Annotated in this window: 18 protein-coding genes; 5 read left to right on the forward strand and 13 right to left on the reverse strand. The window is 70.6% G+C overall.

Going from position 1 to position 18,787, the window contains the following annotated elements:
* Positions 1 to 147 precede the first annotated feature (147 nt).
* Together ACFO60_RS32335 and ACFO60_RS32340 are read left to right on the forward strand one after the other, a co-directional pair.
* Positions 148 to 1,332, forward strand: coding sequence for a Gfo/Idh/MocA family protein (locus tag ACFO60_RS32335; RefSeq protein ID WP_380848125.1), 1,185 nt, complete (start codon positions 148 to 150; stop codon positions 1,330 to 1,332).
* 199 nt (positions 1,333 to 1,531) lie between these two features.
* On the forward strand, positions 1,532 to 2,539 hold the full coding sequence (locus ACFO60_RS32340; RefSeq protein ID WP_380848128.1) for a sugar phosphate isomerase/epimerase family protein: 1,008 nt from the start codon (positions 1,532 to 1,534) through the stop codon (positions 2,537 to 2,539).
* 130 nt (positions 2,540 to 2,669) lie between these two features.
* On the opposite strand, the gene ACFO60_RS32345 is transcribed toward ACFO60_RS32340, so the two are convergent.
* From ACFO60_RS32345 to ACFO60_RS32365, 5 genes are all read right to left on the reverse strand, one after another.
* A complete protein-coding gene (locus ACFO60_RS32345; RefSeq protein WP_380848131.1) occupies positions 2,670 to 3,755 on the reverse strand; it encodes a Zn-dependent alcohol dehydrogenase in 1,086 nt (361 codons plus the stop codon).
* A gap of 24 nt (positions 3,756 to 3,779) precedes the next feature.
* Entirely contained in the window at positions 3,780 to 3,974 is a 195-nt protein-coding gene (locus ACFO60_RS32350; protein ID WP_380848134.1) for a ferredoxin, read from the reverse strand.
* 37 nt (positions 3,975 to 4,011) lie between these two features.
* Positions 4,012 to 4,488, reverse strand: coding sequence for a pyridoxamine 5'-phosphate oxidase family protein (locus ACFO60_RS32355; RefSeq protein ID WP_380848137.1), 477 nt, complete (start codon positions 4,486 to 4,488; stop codon positions 4,012 to 4,014).
* A gap of 168 nt (positions 4,489 to 4,656) precedes the next feature.
* Positions 4,657 to 5,763 carry a Gfo/Idh/MocA family protein gene (locus ACFO60_RS32360; RefSeq protein WP_380848140.1) on the reverse strand — a complete coding sequence of 369 codons (1,107 nt, stop codon included), beginning with the start codon at positions 5,761 to 5,763 and terminating at the stop codon, positions 4,657 to 4,659.
* Between the two features lie 125 nt (positions 5,764 to 5,888).
* Positions 5,889 to 6,470 (reverse strand): TetR/AcrR family transcriptional regulator, encoded by a 582-nt coding sequence (locus tag ACFO60_RS32365; protein ID WP_380848143.1) that lies wholly within the window; start codon positions 6,468 to 6,470, stop codon positions 5,889 to 5,891.
* A 191-nt stretch (positions 6,471 to 6,661) separates the two neighbouring features.
* On the opposite strand from ACFO60_RS32365, the gene ACFO60_RS32370 reads away from it, so the two are divergent.
* Entirely contained in the window at positions 6,662 to 7,300 is a 639-nt protein-coding gene (locus ACFO60_RS32370) for a class I SAM-dependent methyltransferase (RefSeq protein ID WP_380848359.1), read from the forward strand.
* A 105-nt stretch (positions 7,301 to 7,405) separates the two neighbouring features.
* Here the strand turns inward: ACFO60_RS32370 and ACFO60_RS32375 are convergent, their stop codons facing one another.
* The 5 genes from ACFO60_RS32375 to ACFO60_RS32395 form a co-directional block, all read right to left on the reverse strand.
* Positions 7,406 to 8,056 carry an SRPBCC family protein gene (locus tag ACFO60_RS32375; protein ID WP_380848146.1) on the reverse strand — a complete coding sequence of 217 codons (651 nt, stop codon included), beginning with the start codon at positions 8,054 to 8,056 and terminating at the stop codon, positions 7,406 to 7,408.
* Entirely contained in the window at positions 8,053 to 8,421 is a 369-nt protein-coding gene (locus ACFO60_RS32380) for an ArsR/SmtB family transcription factor (RefSeq protein ID WP_380848149.1), read from the reverse strand. Before ACFO60_RS32380 ends, ACFO60_RS32375 begins: the two co-directional genes overlap by 4 nt.
* 67 nt (positions 8,422 to 8,488) lie before the next feature.
* Complete coding sequence (locus ACFO60_RS32385; RefSeq protein ID WP_380848152.1) at positions 8,489 to 9,580, reverse strand: glucosidase family protein; 1,092 nt, start codon at positions 9,578 to 9,580, stop codon at positions 8,489 to 8,491.
* The gene (locus ACFO60_RS32390; RefSeq protein ID WP_380848155.1) at positions 9,577 to 10,290 is read right to left on the reverse strand and encodes a class I SAM-dependent methyltransferase; all 714 of its coding nucleotides are present in this window, start codon (positions 10,288 to 10,290) and stop codon (positions 9,577 to 9,579) included. The genes ACFO60_RS32385 and ACFO60_RS32390 overlap by 4 nt, the downstream gene beginning before the upstream one ends.
* The gene (locus ACFO60_RS32395) at positions 10,291 to 11,565 is read right to left on the reverse strand and encodes a glycosyltransferase family 4 protein (RefSeq protein ID WP_380848158.1); all 1,275 of its coding nucleotides are present in this window, start codon (positions 11,563 to 11,565) and stop codon (positions 10,291 to 10,293) included.
* Positions 11,566 to 11,886: 321 nt separating this feature from the next.
* Between ACFO60_RS32395 and ACFO60_RS32400 the strand changes: the two genes are divergently transcribed.
* The gene (locus tag ACFO60_RS32400) at positions 11,887 to 12,912 is read left to right on the forward strand and encodes a GDP-mannose 4,6-dehydratase (protein WP_380848161.1); all 1,026 of its coding nucleotides are present in this window, start codon (positions 11,887 to 11,889) and stop codon (positions 12,910 to 12,912) included.
* Between the two features lie 97 nt (positions 12,913 to 13,009).
* Here the strand turns inward: ACFO60_RS32400 and ACFO60_RS32405 are convergent, their stop codons facing one another.
* The 3 genes from ACFO60_RS32405 to ACFO60_RS32415 form a co-directional block, all read right to left on the reverse strand.
* A complete protein-coding gene (locus tag ACFO60_RS32405) occupies positions 13,010 to 14,680 on the reverse strand; it encodes a mannosyltransferase family protein (RefSeq protein ID WP_380848164.1) in 1,671 nt (556 codons plus the stop codon).
* A 168-nt stretch (positions 14,681 to 14,848) separates the two neighbouring features.
* Entirely contained in the window at positions 14,849 to 15,652 is an 804-nt protein-coding gene (locus ACFO60_RS32410; RefSeq protein WP_380848167.1) for an SAM-dependent methyltransferase, read from the reverse strand.
* 166 nt (positions 15,653 to 15,818) lie between these two features.
* Positions 15,819 to 17,021 carry a cytochrome P450 gene (locus tag ACFO60_RS32415; RefSeq protein ID WP_380848170.1) on the reverse strand — a complete coding sequence of 401 codons (1,203 nt, stop codon included), beginning with the start codon at positions 17,019 to 17,021 and terminating at the stop codon, positions 15,819 to 15,821.
* A 283-nt stretch (positions 17,022 to 17,304) separates the two neighbouring features.
* Here ACFO60_RS32415 and ACFO60_RS32420 point away from each other — a divergent pair, with 283 nt between their 5' ends.
* Positions 17,305 to 18,639, forward strand: a complete 1,335-nt coding sequence (locus ACFO60_RS32420) for an L-fuconate dehydratase (protein WP_380848173.1) — start codon at positions 17,305 to 17,307, stop codon at positions 18,637 to 18,639.
* Positions 18,640 to 18,787 lie beyond the last annotated feature (148 nt).

Here is an 18,787-nt window from a genome sequence, read left to right on the forward strand (position 1 = left end):
GGCTCATCGCTCAGGGCAAGGGTCTGAGTGATCTGGTCGAGCAGCAGGTGCCGCAGTCGATCACGCTGACGTCGGAGACCATCACCAAGGAGAACGCGCAGAAGTATCTGCCGCTGGGCTTCGAATCCTAGAATCGGGGGTTGTGCAGTGACTGACACCAGGGCCGCACTCGGGGTCGGCATGGTCGGGTACGCGTTCATGGGACGCGTCCACTCCCAGGCGTGGCGCAGCGTCGGGGCGTTCTTCGACCTGCCGGTGACCCCGGTCATGGCCGCACTGTCGGGCCGCAGCGGCGACCGCACGGCCGCCGCCGCCGCGAGCCTCGGCTGGGCAGCGGTCGAGACCGACTGGAAGGATCTCGTCGCCCGGGACGACGTGCAGATCGTGGACATCTGCACGCCCGGCGACTCGCACGCCGAGATCGCCATCGCCGCGCTGGAGGCGGGCAAGCACGTGTTGTGCGAGAAGCCGCTCGCCAACACCGTGGCCGAGGCGGAGGCGATGGTCGCGGCGGCCGAGCGCGCCGCGGCGCGGGGCGTGCGGAGCATGGTGGCGTTCAACTACCGGCGGGTACCGGCCGTCGCGCTCGCACGGCGGTTCGTCGCCGAGGGACGGCTCGGGGAGTTGCGGCACGTCCGCGCCCAGTACCTTCAGGACTGGATCGTCGACCCCGCGTTCCCGCTGGTGTGGCGGCTGCAGAAGGACAAGGCGGGGTCCGGGGCGCTCGGCGACATCGGCTCCCACATCGTGGACACCGCCCAGTTCATCACCGGGCAGACGCTGACCGGTGTGTCGGCCATCACCGAGACCTTCGTCAAGGAGCGCCCGCTGGCCGAGGAGTCGGCCGGGCTCGCCGCGGACGCCTCCGGTGACGGAGGGGCGACCGGCACGGTCACCGTCGACGACGCCGCGCTGTTCTTCGGCCGGTTCTCCGGCGGCGCCCTCGGGTCGTTCGAGGCGACCCGCTTCGCCACGGGACGCAAGAACGCCATGCGCATCGAGGTCAACGGCTCGCTCGGCAGCCTCGCCTTCGACTTCGAGTCGATGAACGAGCTGTGGTTCCACGACCACACGCTCGACGCGGAGGAGGCCGGTTTCCGGCGCATCCTGGTCACCGAGGCCGGCCACCCGTACGCGGGGGCCTGGTGGCCGCCGGGGCACGGGCTCGGCTACGAGCACACCTTCACCCACGAGGTGAAGGACTTCCTGGAGGCGATCGGCGAAGGCACCGACCCGGCCCCGTCGTTCGCCGACGGCCTGCGGGTGCAGCGGGTGCTGATGGCGGTCGAAGAGAGCGCCGCCAACGAGAGCCGCTGGACCGCCATTTCGTAGCCGCACGCCCGGCGCGAGCGGACCGTGACCGCTCGCGCCGGGCGAGCGGACCGTTGCGGGCGGCCCGGCGCGCGCGGATCATGGCGGCGGGCCCCGGCGACGCGCCAGGGCCCGCCGGCCGGCGCGGCGGCGTGACGGGCGGCCTGGCAAGCAATCGGGCCCCGCAGCGGGACCCGCGAGCATCAGAAGGAGAGCCGAAATGACGCGACCGATCACCTTGTTCACCGGCCAGTGGGCGGACCTGCCGTTCGAGGAGGTGTGCCGCCTGGCCGGGGAGTGGGGGTACGACGGCCTGGAGATCGCCTGCTGGGGCGACCACTTCGAGGTGGACAAGGCCCTGTCGGACGACTCCTACATTCCCCGCAAGCTGGAGGTCCTGGACAAGCACGGGCTGAAGGTGTGGACGATCTCCAACCACCTGGTCGGGCAGGCCGTGTGCGACAGCCCGATCGACGAGCGCCACAAGGGGATCCTGCCCGCGCGCATCTGGGGGTCGGGCGACCCCGAGGAGGTGCGTCAGCGGGCGGCGGAGGAGATGAAGGACACCGCCCGCGCCGCGGCCAAACTGGGCGTGGACACCGTGGTCGGGTTCACCGGGTCGTCGATCTGGCACACCGTGGCGATGTTCCCGCCGGTGCCGCCGTCCATGATCGAGGCCGGTTACCAGGACTTCGCCGACCGCTGGAACCCCATCTTGGACGTGTTCGACGAGGTGGGGGTGCGCTTCGCCCACGAGGTGCACCCGAGTGAGATCGCCTACGACTATCACACGACCGTGCGGACGCTGGAGGCCATCGGGCACCGCCCGGCGTTCGGGCTCAACTGGGACCCCTCGCACATGGTGTGGCAGCAGATCGACCCGGTGAACTTCATCCTCGACTTCGCCGACCGCGTGTACCACGTGGACTGCAAGGACGCCAAGGTCCGCATCGGCGACGGCCGGCGGGGACGGCTGTCGTCCCACCTGGCCTGGGCGGACCTGCGCCGGGGCTGGGACTTCGTCTCCACCGGCAGGGGAGACGTGGCCTGGGAGGACTGCTTCCGCGCGCTGAACGCCATCGGCTACGAAGGGCCGATCTCCGTCGAGTGGGAGGACGCCGGCATGGACCGCCTGCACGGCGCTCCCGAGGCCCTGGCGTTCGTCCGCGGGCTGAACGCGATCACCCCGCCCACCGCCGCCTTCGACGCCGCCTTCTCCTCGGAGTGACCCGCCCGGGTCTCCCCCCGGTGAGTCACCCGTCAGTGGAATGAGGCCGGAGGCCTGCCCGCCGGATCGGCGGGCAGGCCTCCATGCCGGTGGCCGCGCCACCTGACGCGGCGTCGCGGCGACAGAGGTGTCAGTCGAAGATGACGATCTGGCGCAGGACCTCGCCGGAGCGCAGGGCAGCGACGGCGTCGTTGAGGTCGGCGAGCTTGATCCGGGAGCTGATCATGCTCTCCAGGTCGAGCTTCCCGGCCTTCCACAGCTCGGCGAAGAACGCGAAGTCGCGGCGCACGTCACTGCCGCCGTACAGCGAGCTGAGCAGGTTCTTGCCCTCGAACAGCAGGCTGAACGCCGACAGCGGCACGAGATCGTCCATGGCGCCGGCCCCGACCACGATGACGTCGCCGCCTCGGCGGGTGGCCTGCCAGGCGGACATGATGGAGGCCGACTTGCCGACCGCCTCGAAGCCGTAGTCGAACCCGCGGCCGCCGGTCAGCGAGCCGATGACCTCCATGAGCTTGTCGGGGGTGCAGGCGTGCGTCGCGCCGACCTTCTTGGCCAGGGCGTGCTTGGACTCCAGGGGGTCCACCGCCAGGATCGTCGTCGCCCCGGACACGCGGGCCCCCTGGATGACCGACAGGCCCACCCCGCCGCATCCGACCACGGCCACGGTGGAGCCGGGACGGACCTTCGCCGTGTTGACCGCCGCGCCGACGCCGGTGGTGATGCCGCAGCCGATCAGGGCCGCGATCTCGTACGGCACCTCGGGGTCGACCTTGATCGCGCCCTGCCAGGGGACCACGATCTCCTCGGCCCAGGTGCCACAGCCGGCCATGCCGAACGCGGGGCTTTCGCCGCCGTATCGGAACCGGGCCAGCGTGAAGCTCTCCATGACGTAGGTCATGCAGAGGAACGGCTGGCCGACGAGGCAGTTCGGGCAGGCGCCGCAGGCCGGCGTCCAGTTGATGATGACGTGGTCGCCGGGCTTGACGGTGGTGACGTGGTCCCCGACCTCCACGACCTCGCCCGCGCCCTCGTGCCCGGGGATCACCGGCAGGGGCATGGGCAGCACGCCGGTCAGCACCGACAGGTCCGAGTGGCAGACGCCGGTCGCCTTGACCTTCACCCGCACGTCCGTCGGTCCGACCGGCGTCAGGGTGAAGTCGTCGCGGATGTCTAGCTTGTCGTCGCCGACGGCGTGCAGCAGGGCGGCTCGCATGGGGGGACCTCCTTGGGGTGCGGCCTATTCTCCTTCGAGGGAGAGCGCGGCCTTGGGGCAGGATCGGACCGCGTGGCGCACGCGGTCGAGCAACTCCGGCGGGGGCTCGGGGAGCAGGACGTTCAGGTTGTCGTCGTCGTCCACCTCGAAGACCTCGGGGGCCAGACCCATGCAGACCGCGTTGGCTTCGCAGACGTCGTAGTCGACTTTGATTCTCATCGGACCCTTTCTCGCATAAGGACGCTTCACAGCGAGATTAGGCCGTAGCGGGCGCAGAGAGCTTGCGATGGTCCCAGGAGACCACCCGTGTCGGCTCGACGACGTAGGCGACGCGTTTGCGGCCCGTCTGCTCGACGTACCCACGGAGCTCGGGCGTCACGTCGGTGTCGGAAAGTCCGGTCATGCGCTTGGTGATGTCCATGCCGATGCCGAGAACGGCGTCCGGCTCGGCGATCAGGCGCGCGGTGCCGTACAGCAGGACGCCGCGCAGTTCGGCGTAGTCGTCGCCGGCCTCGACCAGGCAGCTCACCCGGGGGTCGCGCTCGATGTTGCGGGTCTTCTGCGCCTTGCCGTACGTCCAGAACGCCAGCCGGCCCTCGGTCAGCCCGTAGAACATCGTCACCATGTGCGGCGTACCGTCCGGATTGATCGTGCCGAGCTGGAACTTGCGCGACTCCCGCAGGAACGCGTCCACCTCGTCGCCGGACATCACTATGCGAGCACGCTGGTTCACCCCGAAAGTAGAACACGTTCCACCGGACCCGACAAGAGGTCCACGGAACAATGTTCCGATGGCGCGCCCGCTCGCCGGCCGTCCCCGCTGTTACACGCGACATCCGGCCTGGCCGCTCGGACGCGCGCCCGGCTGAAGTGCGGGAACGGCGGGCCGGCGTGTCGCCGCCTACGCCGGGGGCAGGGTCTGGGCGGTTCCCGTGCGGGAGGCCCGCTCGACCGCGTCGACGAACCGGTGCCGCCTCAGGGCATGGTCGAAGCCGGGCACGGTGTGCGTGCCCTCGCGCAGATCCCGCCCGAAGCGCGCGTACACCTGGGCCACGCCCTGCGCCATCGCGGGCAGGTCGCGCGGGACCGGATCGAAGCGGCTGCCGGGGAGGGCGATGTCGGCGAGCGCGCGGTCGTCGCCCCGCCCGCCCTGCAGCCGCAGGTCCAGAGTCTGGAGGTTGCCGTTGACGCCGGGCGCGGTCAGGACCAGGTCGCCGTCGGTGCCGTTGATCTCCCAGCGGAAGTTGTCCCCCCGGGAGAAGCCGCCCCGGTAGTACAGCGAGAGGGCGGCGCCGCTGCGGAAGGCGCCCGTGAGGGACACCTGGTCGGCCACCGTCACCGGGATGGTGGAGCCCTCGTCGGCCACCTGTGCCTGCGTGAAGCTCGTGACCAGGTTGGCCGAGACGCCGGCGAGCTCGCCGAGCACCTCGTTCACCGCCTCCAGGGCGTGCAGCGCCGACACGGTCAAGAGCGTCACGCCGTTGGCGGCGTCGTAGAGATAGGCGTGCGCGCGGTCGGTCACGGGGCTCCAGGACATGCCCGATCCGACCAGCGTCGTGCCGAGCACCCTGCCGACGTAGCCGTCCGCGACCAGGTCGCGGGTGTGGCGGATCACCGGGAGGAAGCCGCCCTGCAGCCCGATCACCGTGCGGACCCCCGCGGCCTCGGCACGGGCGGCCAGGTCGGCCGCCTCGTCGGTGCCGGCGCCGAGGGGCCACTCGCTGTAGACCATCTTCCCCGCCGCCAGCGCCGCGGAGATCAGCGCGTGGTGGTGGGGCACCTTGACCGACACCACCACCAGATCCACCCCGGGATGGGCGATCAGGCCGGCGGGGTCGTCGAAGGCCGCCGGGACGTCGAACTCCTTGGCGGCCAGGTCGGCGGACGCGCGGCGGGACGTGCTGATGGCGCGCAACTCGTAGTCAGGGAGGGCCTTGAGCGCGGGAACGTGGCTGATGGCGGCCCAGCCGCCGACGCTCGCCCCGATGATGCCTACGCCGATGGTCATGATGCTCCTTGGATTGTGCCCGGTCGCCGGTGGCGAACGGAGTGTGCCGATGTCGCATTGCACGGAATGGGAGAACCGCAGGAGTTTAACTGGAACGTACGTTACAGATTGAGGGCATGAAAACGTCAGGCGAGGCAGCCCAGGGCCGCCTCCACGACGCTCATCAGGTATCGGCGGTCGGGATTGATCCCCCCCATGACGCGTAGCCCGTGAATGAGGGTCATGAGGAACCTCGCCAGATCTCGGGGGTCGCGGGCGCCGAGCGGCTCGCCGCGGCTCTGGGCCGCCGCGATCGCCTCGGTCAGTTCGTCCTCCAGCTGCGAGGTCGTCGCCCTCACTCGCGTGGCCACCTCGGAGTCGTGGCACAGCCGCTCGGTCGCGGCGCTGACGATCAGGCAGTTCTGCTCGCGCCCGTCCCGCAGGATGGTCTCCACCAGGTCGGCCAGGATTTCGTGGATCAGCTCCCTCGTGAGGGCGCTGCTGCGCAGCAGATCGACCAGAGGGCTCGCGTACCGCTCGCGGTAGCGGTCGAGCGCCGCCCGGTACAGCCCCTCCTTGCTGCCGAACGCCGCATAGAGGGAGCCGCGGCCCACCTCGGTGGCGTCGACCAGGTCCTGCACCGAGGTGCCCTCGTAGCCCTTGTGCCGGAAGACGGACATCGCCGCTTCCAGCGCGGCCTCCGTGTCGAACTCCCGTACCCGTGCCATGTCGTGCAGGTTAGCCGTATCTGGAACGAGCGGTCAAGTTCGTCGCCGGCGTGGGGTGACGGCAGGGATAGAACATTGTTCGGGCGGGATCGGGCGGGGATCGGGGGCACCTTTCGGGCAGTGGCGGTGTTGACAGATAGGGTGCATCCGCACTGGCCGCACATAGAGGGAAAATCATGACTCACGTGTCCATGCCGGCGGACCTGCGTCACGCGGCCGAGCGCGCGAAGGGCTTCATGCCGCCGAGCGAAGGCCAAGCCCTGTTCGAGACCGCCTGCGCGTACGGATCCCTCGGCCCCATCTGCGAGATCGGCACCTACTGCGGCAAGTCGGCGATCTACCTCGGCGCCGGCGCCCGGCACACCTCGTCCGTCGTCTTCACCGTGGACCACCACCGCGGCTCGGAGGAGATCCAGCCCGGCTGGGCCCATCACGATCCCACCCTGATGGACCCACGCTTCGGCAAGATGGACTCCCTGCCCTTCTTCCGGACGGCCATCGCGTCGGCCGGGCTGGAGGAGGAGGTCATCGCCGTCGTGGGACGGTCGGAGACGGTCGCCCGCTACTGGAACATCCCCCTGGCGATGCTCTTCATCGACGGAGGTCACTCCGAGGGGCCGGTGACGAGCGACTACGAGGGCTGGGCGCCACACGTCATGGTGGACGGTGCCCTGGTCTTCCACGACATCTACCCCGACCCCGCCCGCGGCGGCCAGGCCCCGTTCCGCGTCTACGGGCGCGCCCTGGCCTCCGGCGACTTCAAGGAGGTCGCCGCCGAGGGCTCCCTGCGCGTGCTCCAGCGCGTCGCGAGCCCCGGTCCCTCCGCCTGAGGTCCTGGAGACCTCCTACGAGACGTCCGGCACCCTCGCCGGACGTCCAGACCCTCCGCCCGAGGCCAGGACCTTTCGCCCGAGGCCGCGCCCCTTCGCCTGAGGTCAGGACTCGGGGGACTCGGGGGAAGGGGCGCCTGTGTAGGCCGCGGTGGTGCGCTCGGCCGCGGCGCGGGCCTTGGCCTCGTCGGCGCCGGCCGCCACGTCCGCGTCGGCCCAGCGCTCGCTGCTGAGCGTCATGAACAGCTTGCCCTCGTCGGAGGCCGCCCAGGCCGCCCCGGCCTCGGGGCCGGCGCCCTGCCCGGTGGACAGGTGGAGGTACAGGCCGACGAGGCCCATGTCCCAGCCGATGCCGACCGCGCCGGGGCCGAACTGCTCCCAGTGGTCTTCGGCGAAGGCGATGTGCTCCAGTTCGAACCGGGCGCGGTCACCCGGCTCGGGGGACAGCCGGACCTCGATCCAGCTGACGCTCCCGCCGAACTCCCAGGTGGCGGCGAAGCTCTTCGGGGGGTCGCAGCGCTCGACGACGCCGCCCGCCTGGCCCTCGAACTGGTAGCGGCCGTGCAGGCGCAGCTCGCCGGAGACGGGCAGGAACCACCGGGCGATGCGCTCGGGGTCGGTGCAGGCGTCCCAGAGGTCCTCGACGGTGGTGTCATAGGTCTGGCTGACGGTCACGGTGCGGGCCTCGCCGGCATCGAGCACGCGTGAGCCGACCTGCCGCCGCACGGCGTTGATCTGCTGGTTGACATCGATCATGGGGATTCCCCTTGCGTCGGTTGTTCGCCGGAGTCGCGGAGCCGGCGTTCGCGTCTGCCGCGGGCCAGCTCTGTCGCCAGCGCGTCCAGATGCGGAGTCCAGTAGCGCCGGAAGCGGTCGAGCCATGCGTCGATGTCGCGCAGCGGATCCAGGTTCACCGCGTACAGGCGGCGGGTGCCCTCGGGCCGTACCGTCGCGAACCCGCCGTCGCGCAGGACGCGCAGGTGCTGCGAGACCGCAGGCTGCGAGATGCCGAACTCCTCCTGGATTACCGCGGACACCGCGCCGGAGGTCTTCTCGCCGTCGGCGAGCAGCTCCAGGATCCTGCGGCGCACCGGATCGCCGAGAACATCGAACGCATGCACGAGGAATGTATATCAGTCTTCGCTTATATAAGGCAAATCTTTTGAGAGAGACCGCCTGGCGACCTCTCTACGTCCGGCTGGAGGCGGGGGAGCAGCCGCAGGCGTCAGGGTCGATGACCGGGACGGCGAAGCGGCCGGCGGCGCGGAACAGGGAGGACGCCGGTGTGGCGCCGGACAGGGCGTCGGCGGCGAGGACGACCGCCGCGGCGGTGTAGGCCGACTGCTCGTGCGGGAACCACGCCTTGTTCACGAACTGCCAGCCCGTCCAGTACGAGCCGTCGTGGTGCCGCAGGTGCTGCATGTCGCGGTACACCGCCAGCGCGCGATCGCGGTCGCCGATCGCGTCCAGGGTGAGCGCCAGTTCGCAGGACTCCGCGCCGGTCACCCACGGCTGGTCGGACACGCAGCGGATGCCGAGCCCGGGGACGACGAAGGTGTCCCACTCCTCCTCCAGCCGAAGGCGCGCGCCGGTCCCGCGCAGGGCGCCGCCGAGGATGGGGTAGTACCAGTCCATCGAGTACCGGCTCTTGTCGGCGAACGCCTCCGGGTGGGCGGCGAGCACGTGCCCGAGCCGGTCGGCGGCCAGCTCCCAGTCGGGCTGCGGCTCGCCCAGGTGTTCGCCGAGCAGCACGCCGCAGCGGAGCCCCTGGTAGATCGACGAGCACCCCGTCAGCAGGGCGTACTGCGCCGGGACGCCGGCGGACGAGCGCTCCCAGACGATCTCCCCGCGCGCCGTCTGCAGCCCGACGACGAAGTCCAGCGCCTTCCTGACGACCGGCCACATGGCGCGGGCGAACTCCTCGTCCCCGGTGACCAGGAGCTCGTGCCGCACGCCCACGGCGACGTACGCCGCGTGGTTGCTCTCGCCGTTCGCCTCGGCCGCCGCTCCCCGCACCATCTTCATCGGCCAGGAGCCGTCGGCGCGCTGGTGGCGCGCCAGCCAGTCGTAGCCCTTCCTGGCCTCGGCGGTGAGCCCGGCGGCGGTCATGGCCATCAGGCATTCGACGTGGTTCCAGGCGTCGACGTGTCCTTCTGGCCAGGGCACGCCGCCGTCGGTCTCCTGTACGGCCGCGATGCTGCGCGCGGTCGCGATGACCTGCTCCGCGGTGATGATGCCCGGTACCGCCGGGACGGCGCCCGTCGTGACCGTTTCGGTCATGCCGGCTTCCGGACGTAGACCACCACACTCTTGCCGATCAGAGGGTTGAGGACGGCCTCGGCGGCCCGGGTGAGCGCCGGGCGCTTCATGATGTCCCACACCAGCAGCTCGTGGTAGGCCTTGGCCAGCGGGTGGTCGTCGTCGTTCACGCCGACCGCGCACTTGATCCACCAGTACGGCGAGTGCAGGCCGTGGGCGTGGTGGTGCGGGCCCACCGAGAAGCCCGTCGACTTGAGCTTGGCGGTGAGCTCGGCCAGCGTGTAGATGCGGACGTGGCCGCCGGGGGCGGTGTGGTAGGCCTCGGACAGCGCCCAGCAGATGCGCTCGGGCAGGAAGCTCGGCACGGTGATCGCGGCCTGGCCGCCCGGCTTGAGCACCCTGTGGATCTCGCGCATCGCCGTCATGTCGTCGGGGATGTGCTCCAGCACCTCGGCGGCGATCACCCGGTCGAAGGAGGCGTCCGGGAAGGGCATGGCCAGCGCGTCGCCGGTCACGGTCTCGGCGGTGGCCTCCGGCGGCACCTCGCCGGCCTTGTCCATGGCGGCGAACATGCTCGCGACGCCTTCCAGCTCGGCGGCGTCCTGGTCGAACGCCACCACCTCGGCGCCGCGCCGCAGCACCTCGAAGGCGTGGCGGCCGGCGCCGCAGCCGAGGTCCAGGACGCGGACCCCGGGCCCGACGTGAAGCTTGCCGAAGTCGACGGTCAGCACTTACCGCTCCCCTTTCCTGCGGGCCTCGATGGCCTCGTGATAGGCCTCGACGGTCCGCTTGGCGACGACGTGCCAGGTGTACCGCTCCATCACCCGGTCGTATCCGGCCCGGCCGACCCGCTCGCGCTCCTCCGGCGAGTCGTGCAGGCGGCGCAGGACGGCGGCGAGCTCCTCGGGGTCGCCGGGGGCGACCTGGACGGCGGCGTCGCCGACGACCTCGGGCAGCGCCCCCGTACGGCTGGCGACGAGCGGGGTGGCGCACGCCATGTGCTCGACGGCGGGCAGTGAGAAGCCCTCGTAGAGCGAGGGGACGACCGAGATCTCGGAGGTCGCGATCAGCTCGCCCAGCTCGTCGTCGGAGATGCCGTGCACGAACCGCACCCGGTCGCCGAGCGCCAGTTCCTGGACGAGCTTCTCGGTGGGGCCGCCGGGCGTCGGCTTGCTGACCACCGTCAGGTTGACGTCGCGTTCGGTGGCGAGCTTGGCGACGGCGCGCAGCAGGGTGGCGACGCCCTTCATGGGCGAGTCCGCGCTGGCCACGGCCACGATCGACCCCTTGCGCCTGGGCAGGTGCGGGCGCGGGTGGAAGTAACGGGTGTCGACGCCGAGCGGGATGAGCCGCATGCTGCTCTGCGGCACGTTGAAGTCGCGGTGGATGTCGGCGAGGCTCGACTCGCTGACCGTGAGGATCGGCTTCAGGCGCGGCGCGACGATGCTCTGCATGCGGACGAACCCGTACCAGCGGCGCATCGAGAGCTGCTTGCGCAGCGGCGCGGCCTCCAACTCGATGCGCCGGTCCACGCTGATCGGGTGGTGGATCGTCCCGACGACCGGGAAGAGCTTCTGGATGCCCAGCACGCCGTAGCCGAGGGTCTGGTTGTCCTGCACGACGTCGAAGTCGCCCTGCCGCTTCTTCAGCTCGCGCAGCGCGCGCAGGCTGAAGGTCAGCGGCTCGGGGAAGCCGGCCGTCCACATCGTCGCGACCTCGAGGACGTCGATCCAGTCGCGATACTCGTGCAGGCCGGGGGTGCGGAAGGGGTCCTCGTCACGGTAGAGGTCGAGGCTCGGCACCTCGGTGAGCACGACGCCCTCGTCCAGTTCCGGGTAGGGCGGGCCCGAGAAGACCTCGACGTAGTGGCCGAGGGCGACCAGCTCGCGGCTGAGGTGGCGCAGGTAGACGCCCTGGCCGCCGCAGGTCGGCTTGCTCCGGTACGACAGCAGGGCGACCCTCAGCCTGCCCGGTTCCCGCTCCCGCTGGTCGTCTGGAACCTCCACGGACACCCCTTTCGAGAGCGGTGCTCGACGGCCGCCGTCGCAGGCACACCACAAAGCCGATCTTAGCCGCGAAGCCTACCATCTAGGTCTGAACCCGCACCTAATGTGTAATTGGGCCTCAAATCTCTCTCACACCTCAGGAGCTGGGACGTTAGGGTTACCGAACGTCGCTCGGTAGAACGTGTTCTACAGGGGTGGCCGCTGAGCGTATCGGCGTCCCATAGCGCTCGACGCACCCCTTGGCGGTACATTCGCGTCTTACAGCTCATAGTTCGGGCGAAGCCATACAAGCAGCCAAGCCCGAAGATCAAGGAGGACCCGTTGGCCAGGCGTGCGCTGATCACTGGCATCACCGGGCAGGACGGCTCCTACCTCGCCGAGCACCTGCTCGACCAGGGATACGACGTCTGGGGACTGGTGCGCGGCCAGGCCAACCCGCGGGTCTCGCGCGTCCGACGGCTGCTGCAGGACGTCCAGCTCGTCCGGGGCGACCTGCTCGACCAGGGCTCGCTGATCAGCGCCGTGGAGCGGGTCCAGCCCGACGAGGTGTACAACCTGGGCGCCATCTCGTTCGTGCCGATGTCATGGGAGCAGGCGGAGCTCACGGCCGAGGTCACCGGCATGGGCGTGCTGCGCATGCTGGAGGCGATCAGGGTGTGCTCGGGCGTCACCTCCTCACGCGCCCCGGGTTCCGCCCAGATCAGGTTCTACCAGGCGTCGTCGTCGGAGATGTTCGGCCAGGTGCGGGAGACCCCGCAGAACGAGCGCACCCCGTTCCACCCGCGCTCGCCCTACGGCGTCGCCAAGGCGTACGGGCACTTCCTCACCCAGAACTACCGCGAGTCCTACGGCATGTTCGCCGTCTCGGGCATCCTGTTCAACCACGAGTCGCCGCGGCGCGGCGCGGAGTTCGTCACGCGCAAGGTGACGCTGGCGGCCGCGCGCATCAAGCTCGGCCTGGCCTCGGAGCTGCGGCTGGGCAATCTCGAAGCCCGCCGCGACTGGGGGTACGCGGGGGACTACGTCCAGGCCATGCGGCTGATGCTCCAGGTCGAGGCCCCCGAGGACTACGTCATCGGCACCGGCCGCACCCACTCGGTGCGCGAGCTGGTGATCGCGGCGTTCGAGGCGGTGCAGCTCGACTGGGAGCGGTACGTGATCGCCGACCAGACGCTGCACCGGCCCGCCGAGGTCGACCTGCTGTGCGCCGACCCGAAGAAAGCCCGCGTCCAGCTCGGCTGGGAGCCCGCGGTGACCTTCGAGGAACTGGTCGCCATGATGGTCGAGTCGGACGTCCGGCTGCTGTCCGAGGGCGCCGACCCCGAGCAGGACTCCTCCTGGCCCTGATCGGCCTCCCCACCGGTCCGCGCAGGACGGCTCGGCCGACCGGCCGTCCAGTCGATCGGTCGTTGGCCGGCTCGGCCGACCCGCCGGCTCGGTGGGATCAGCCGATCCATGCTCCCGTGGTGAAGTTGCCGACGTTGATCGCCATGACGGGCAGCATGATCGCCATGATCGTCCAGAACAGCCATGGCCGTCGCACGCCCGCGTAGCCGAGGGCCAGCCACAGCGGGAACCAGGTCAGCGACGCGCGGCCGATCGACAGGTAGAACGACGACAGGGTCAGGAACGACAGCACCTGCGGGACCATGTACGTGAGCTCGGGCCAGCGGCGGCGCACCGCCAGCCAGATCGCCAGGCCCAGCAGCACCGCCGCCGCGACGATCTCCTCGTAGTAGGAGGTGGTCAGCGTGGGGATGTCGTCGGACATGTTCCAGGTGTTGAGGAACGCCTCCCACGGCCATACCGCGTGCCGGCCCCAGTACTGCGCCTGGACGCTGTTGTAGGCCAGCAGGTCGCCGGTGCGCGTCCAGTGGTACAGGGTGTACAGCCCCACCGGGATGGCGGGGAGGGCCAGCCAGAGCCACTGGCGCCGGCTCTCGGGCGCCCTGCGGCCGTTCTCGGCGACCAGCCACATGACCACCAGGCCGAGCGCGAGGAACAGCCCTGAGATGCGGACCGAGGCGGCGGCCGCCGCGCACAGGGCGGCGTCGTCCCAGCGCCCCTTGCGGGCCAGCAGCCACGCGGGGAACGCCAGCGCCAGGAAGAGCGACTCGGAGTAGCCGGTGTGGAGAAAGGCGGCGAACGGGCTGAGGAACAGGGCGGCCACCGCGAACGTGCCGCTGCCCTTGAACATGTGCTCGGCCAGCCGCGACAGCGCCACGGCGGCGACCGCGCTGGCCACCAGGGAGATCAGCACCGTGATCAGGCGCCCGTCGTGCAGGATCGGCCGCAGCAGCCGCACCAGCAGCGCCATGCCGGGGAAGAACGCGGGCAGTTTGGCGCTGTCCTGCATGCCCGGCGGGCCGTCGTACCCCCACTCGGCGATGGCGATGAAGTTCTCGGCGTCCCAGCGGGTCAGCCGGTTGAGGAACGGATCGGTGGTGCGGCCGGGCGCGGCCAGGTAGGTGTAGATCAGGAACCCGATGTGCGAGCACAGCCAGATGAGCAGCGCCCGCCGGTCGGTGGCGTCTGTCACGAACCGCGGCGGCCACCACCGGTCCCGAACCCGTCCGGCCCCCTCACCACCCTCGGCTTCGCCGTCCGTCGGCGTTTCGCCGTCCCTCGATGCTTCGCCGCTCGTCCGCGGTTCCGCTTCGGTGAGCGTCGCAGCCCCGGCGACCGTCTGCGCGTCGCCGGCCGTGCGTGATCCGGCCTCGGTGACCGTCGCAGCCCCGGTGGACGTCCGCGACTCGGTTCCGGCGGTCGCCTCGGCGGCCGTGTCGGCGGCCGGGCGTGACTCGGTTCCGGCGGTCGCCTCGGCGGCCGTGTCGGTGGCGGTGTCGGTGGCCGGGCGTGACTCGGTCGCGGCGGTCGTCTCAGGCGCGTGCACGGCGCCATTATCATCCGCGGGCACGGTGCCGGTGGCGGTGCCGTTCCGTCCCGCGACTCCGGCACCTCCGACGCCGGCGCCGTTCGAGGTCGTGGCCGCTCCGCCGTCGGCCGTGCCGCCGGCCTCCTTGGCGGGGACGGCGTCGGAGTCGGACTCGGGCTCGGTCGTGGCGGCGGGCGCGGCCGTGGTGGCGGCGGGCTCGCGTGGTGGGGTGCGTTCCATCACCAGGACACCCTGGTATATCCGGCAATTTCCTGACAAGCGAGTGCGGGTCACTTTAACGGCGTTCAGACAGGACGAATCCCGTGACCTGGGGCGACACGAACTTGCCCCGGCGGCCCTCTGCCGCCGCCGGAGCACGCCGCGAAACTTTCACGGCCGCGCCGGCGGTCAGGGCTTGCGGCCGACTCCGGCCAGTACCCACATCTTGTCCAGGTCGACCGCCCGGGCGATCTGGGGCCGCCACTCCGGCGCGCTGACCAGGCCGGGCTCGACGAGGTCGAGCCCTTCGAAGAATCGCGTCACCTCGCCGTGGGAACGGGCGACGAAGGGCGCGCCCGCGCTGGTGGACACCTTGATCAGCGCGGCCGTCTCCTCGGGGTGAGGGTCGGGGGTGACGCTGGAGACGGCCAGATGGCTCCCTGGGGCCATGAGATCGCGCAGGCGGGCGACGACCTCGTACGGTCCCTCGCCGTCGGGGATGAAGTGCAGGACGGCCACCATCAGCACGGCCACCGGCCGGTCGAAGTCGATGAGCCGCCGCAGGCCGGGGTGGTCGAGCACGTCGTCGATGCGCCGCAGGTCGCCTGGCACGAACGCCACGTCCGGGGACGTGGCCACCAGCGCCTCGCCGTGCGCGACGACGATGGGGTCGTGGTCGACGTAGACGACCCTCGACTCCGGTGCGATCTCCTTGGCGACCTGGTGGACGTTCTGCTGGGTCGGCAGGCCGGAGCCCAGGTCCAGGAACTGGCGGATGCCGGCCTCGCCGGCGAGGTAGCGCACCGCGCGGCCGAGGAACGCCCGGTTCTGGCGGGCCATGGCCCGCATCTCGGGGGCGATGGCGAAGACCTTGTCGGCGGCGGCGCGGTCGGCCGCGTAGTTGTCCTTGCCGCCCAGCGCGTAATCGTAGATGCGCGCGGCGCTCGGGACATTGGGGTCGAGGACCTGCGGTGCCGGGCGGAGGTCGGACATGGTCCCATCGTAGGTGTGATCAGCTCCGGTGGAGGCAGGCCTTCTCGCCTCGGCCGGGTCCTCCGGCGCTGGCCCGGCCGGCGGCGGCGAGCGGGAACGGCGCCGCGCCCGCGGAACAGGGCCGGCGTCCGGGGACGCCGGCCCTGTATGCCGGGATCCGGTGGTGTCAGGCCTGCACGGGGAGGTTCTTGATGCCGTTGATGAAGTACGACCTCAGGCGCTTGGCGTCGCCCGCGGGACGCAGGTCCGGCATGCGCTGAGCGAGCACCTCGAACAGCACGCGCAGCTCCAGCTTCGCCAGGTGGTTGCCCAGGCAGAAGTGGGCGCCCCCGCCGCCGAAGCCGATGTGCGGGTTGGGGTCGCGGCCGACGTCGAAGCTCGTGGGCAGGCTGAAGATGTCCTCGTCCCGGTTGGCCGAGGAGTAGAACACCACGACCTTGTCGCCCTCCTTGATCTGCTTGCCGCGCAGCGTGGTGTCGCGGGTCGCCGTGCGCCGGAAGAGGTTGACCGGCGACACCCACCGGACGATCTCGTCGGCGGCGGTGCGGGCCAGGGACGGGTCGCGGACGAGCCGCCCCCACTGCTCGGGATTCTCGAAGAGGGCGAGCATGCCGCCGGAGGCCGCGTTGCGGGTGGTCTCGTTGCCCGCGACGACGAGCAGCAGGACGAACAGGTCGAACTCGTCCTCGCTGAGCGACTCGCCGTCGTCGCCCGGCTGCAGCAGCTTGGTGACGATGTCGTCGCGCGGCTCCTCACGGCGCTGGGCGGCGAGCTGGTTGGCGTAGGAGTAGACCTCCATCGCGGCGGCCCGGCCCTCGTCGGGGCTGCCGGCGTAGTCGGGGTCCTCACTGCCGATCATGCGGTTGGACCACTGGAAGAGCTTGTCGCGGTCCTCGACCGGCGCGCCGAGCAGCTCGCAGATCACGTACAGCGGGAGGGGCGCCGCCACATCGGTGACGAAGTCCACCTCGCCCTTGGCCATCGCCTCGTCCACCAGGCCGTGGCAGATGTCGCGGATGTGGTCTTCGAGGATGCCGATCTGGCGTGGCGTGAAGCCGCGGTTGACCAGCGAGCGCCTGCGGGTGTGCTCCGGCGGGTCCTGGTTGAGCATCATCAGCCGCTGCAGCTGGCGCTGCTCCTCGGCCATCTCGTTGAACAGGGCCAGGTTCCTGCTGGAGGAGAAGATCTCGGAGTGGCGCGAGATGTGGACGACGTCCTCGTGCTTGGTGACGGCCCAGAAGCCCGGCCAGCCCGGCTGCTGCTCGCCCTCGTGCCAGAAGACCGGATCGTTGGCCCGCAGCCAGTCCAGCTGCTCGTGTGGAACGCCGGACCGCGCGTAGAGATCCTGGTCGACGAGGTTGATTTCCATATGACCGCCCGGGGGAGTTGATCAAGCGCTTGGTCGGCAACGTTTCTGAAACGTGTTCTATTACGGTCGCCGGGACCCGTCAAGGCGCGTCCGAGGTGTCAATACCCTCGCCGCCTCCCGGACCACCGTGTCCAGGGGCCAGGTTACGAGAAGGTGAAAGTCCTGTCGCGATGCCTCCGCAGCCATCGGATGAATGACCGGTCGTCCCGGAGGTCCCCTTGACGCGCGCGCATCCCCGCGTAGTGTTCTCTCTCGACACATCCGATGAATGCGAGGGAGACGCGTGAAGCCGCTGCGAGTCGGACCGCCCGGAGGGAGCGACCTTCCGCTGATCACCGCCCTGGAGACCCACGACATCCGGTTCCCCACCTCCCGGGAACTGGACGGCTCCGACGCGATGAACCCCGACCCGGACTACTCGGCCGCCTACGTGGTGCTGCGGACCGACGGCGACGTCGAAGGGCACGGCTTCGCGTTCACCATCGGCCGCGGCAACGAGGTGCAGACCGCCGCCATCGCGGCCCTGGCGCCGTACGTCGTGGGCCGGCGCCCCGACGACCTCGGCGCCCTGTACAAGGAGATGGTGTACGACTCCCAGCTGCGCTGGCTGGGTCCGGAGAAGGGCGTCATGCACATGGCGATCTCCGCGGTCGTCAACGCGCTGTGGGACCTCAAGGCCAAGATCGAGGGCAAGCCGCTCTGGCTGCTGCTGGGCGAGATGTCCCCAGAGGAGATCGTCTCGCTGGTCGACTTCCGCTACATCAGCGACGCGCTCACCCCCGGCGAGGCGCTGGACATCCTGCGCCGCGCCGAGCCCGGCCGTGCCGAGCGCGTCGCCGAACTGCGGGCGAACGGCTACGCCGCCTACACCACATCTCCCGGCTGGCTCGGCTACGACGACGACAAGCTGCGCCGCCTGTGCCAGGAGGCTATCGCCGCGGGCTTCACCCAGATCAAGCTCAAGGTGGGCGCCGACCTCGACGACGACCTGCGGCGCATGCGCGTCGCCCGCGAGGTGTGCGGGCCGGGCTTTCGCATCGCGATCGACGCCAACCAGCGCTGGGACGTCGGCGCGGCCATCACCTGGGTCAACGCGCTGAAGGAGTACGACCCGTACTGGGTCGAGGAGCCGACGAGCCCCGACGACGTCCTCGGCCACGCCGCCATCGCCCGCGCCCTCGCGCCGATCAAGGTGGCCACCGGCGAGCACGTGCAGAACCGCGTGGTCTTCAAGCAGATGCTCCAGGCCGGTTCGCTGTCGTTCGTGCAGCTCGACTCCGCCCGCGTCGGCGGCGTGAACGAGAACATCGCGATCCTGCTGCTCGCCGCCAAGTTCGGCGTGCCCGTCTGCCCGCACGCCGGCGGCGTCGGCCTGTGCGAGCTGGTGCAGCACCTGGCCATGTTCGACTACGTGGCCGTCAGCGGCAGCCTGCGGGACCGCGTGATCGAGTACGTCGACCACCTGCACGAGCACTTCGTCGACCCCGTGGTGGTCAAGGACGGCCGCTACCAGGCGCCCGGCGCGCCCGGGTTCAGCGCCGCCATGCGCCCGGAGTCGATCGACGCGTACGCCTTCCCCGGCGGGCGGGTCTGGGCCGAGATCGGCCGGCCGTCCTGACCTTGCCGCGTGCGGGCCGCCGACAGCGTCGAGTCCTTTTTGTGTGGCATGCTCTTGCTCGGCTTGATCACCGACGTACTCGCGCCGGCCGGCGTCTCCGCGCAGGGGATCCAGAAGATCTACGGAGGCAGCATCCTCCTCGTCGCGC

Source organism: Sphaerisporangium dianthi (assembly GCF_042654065.1).
Lineage (GTDB): Bacteria > Actinomycetota > Actinomycetes > Streptosporangiales > Streptosporangiaceae > Sphaerisporangium > Sphaerisporangium dianthi.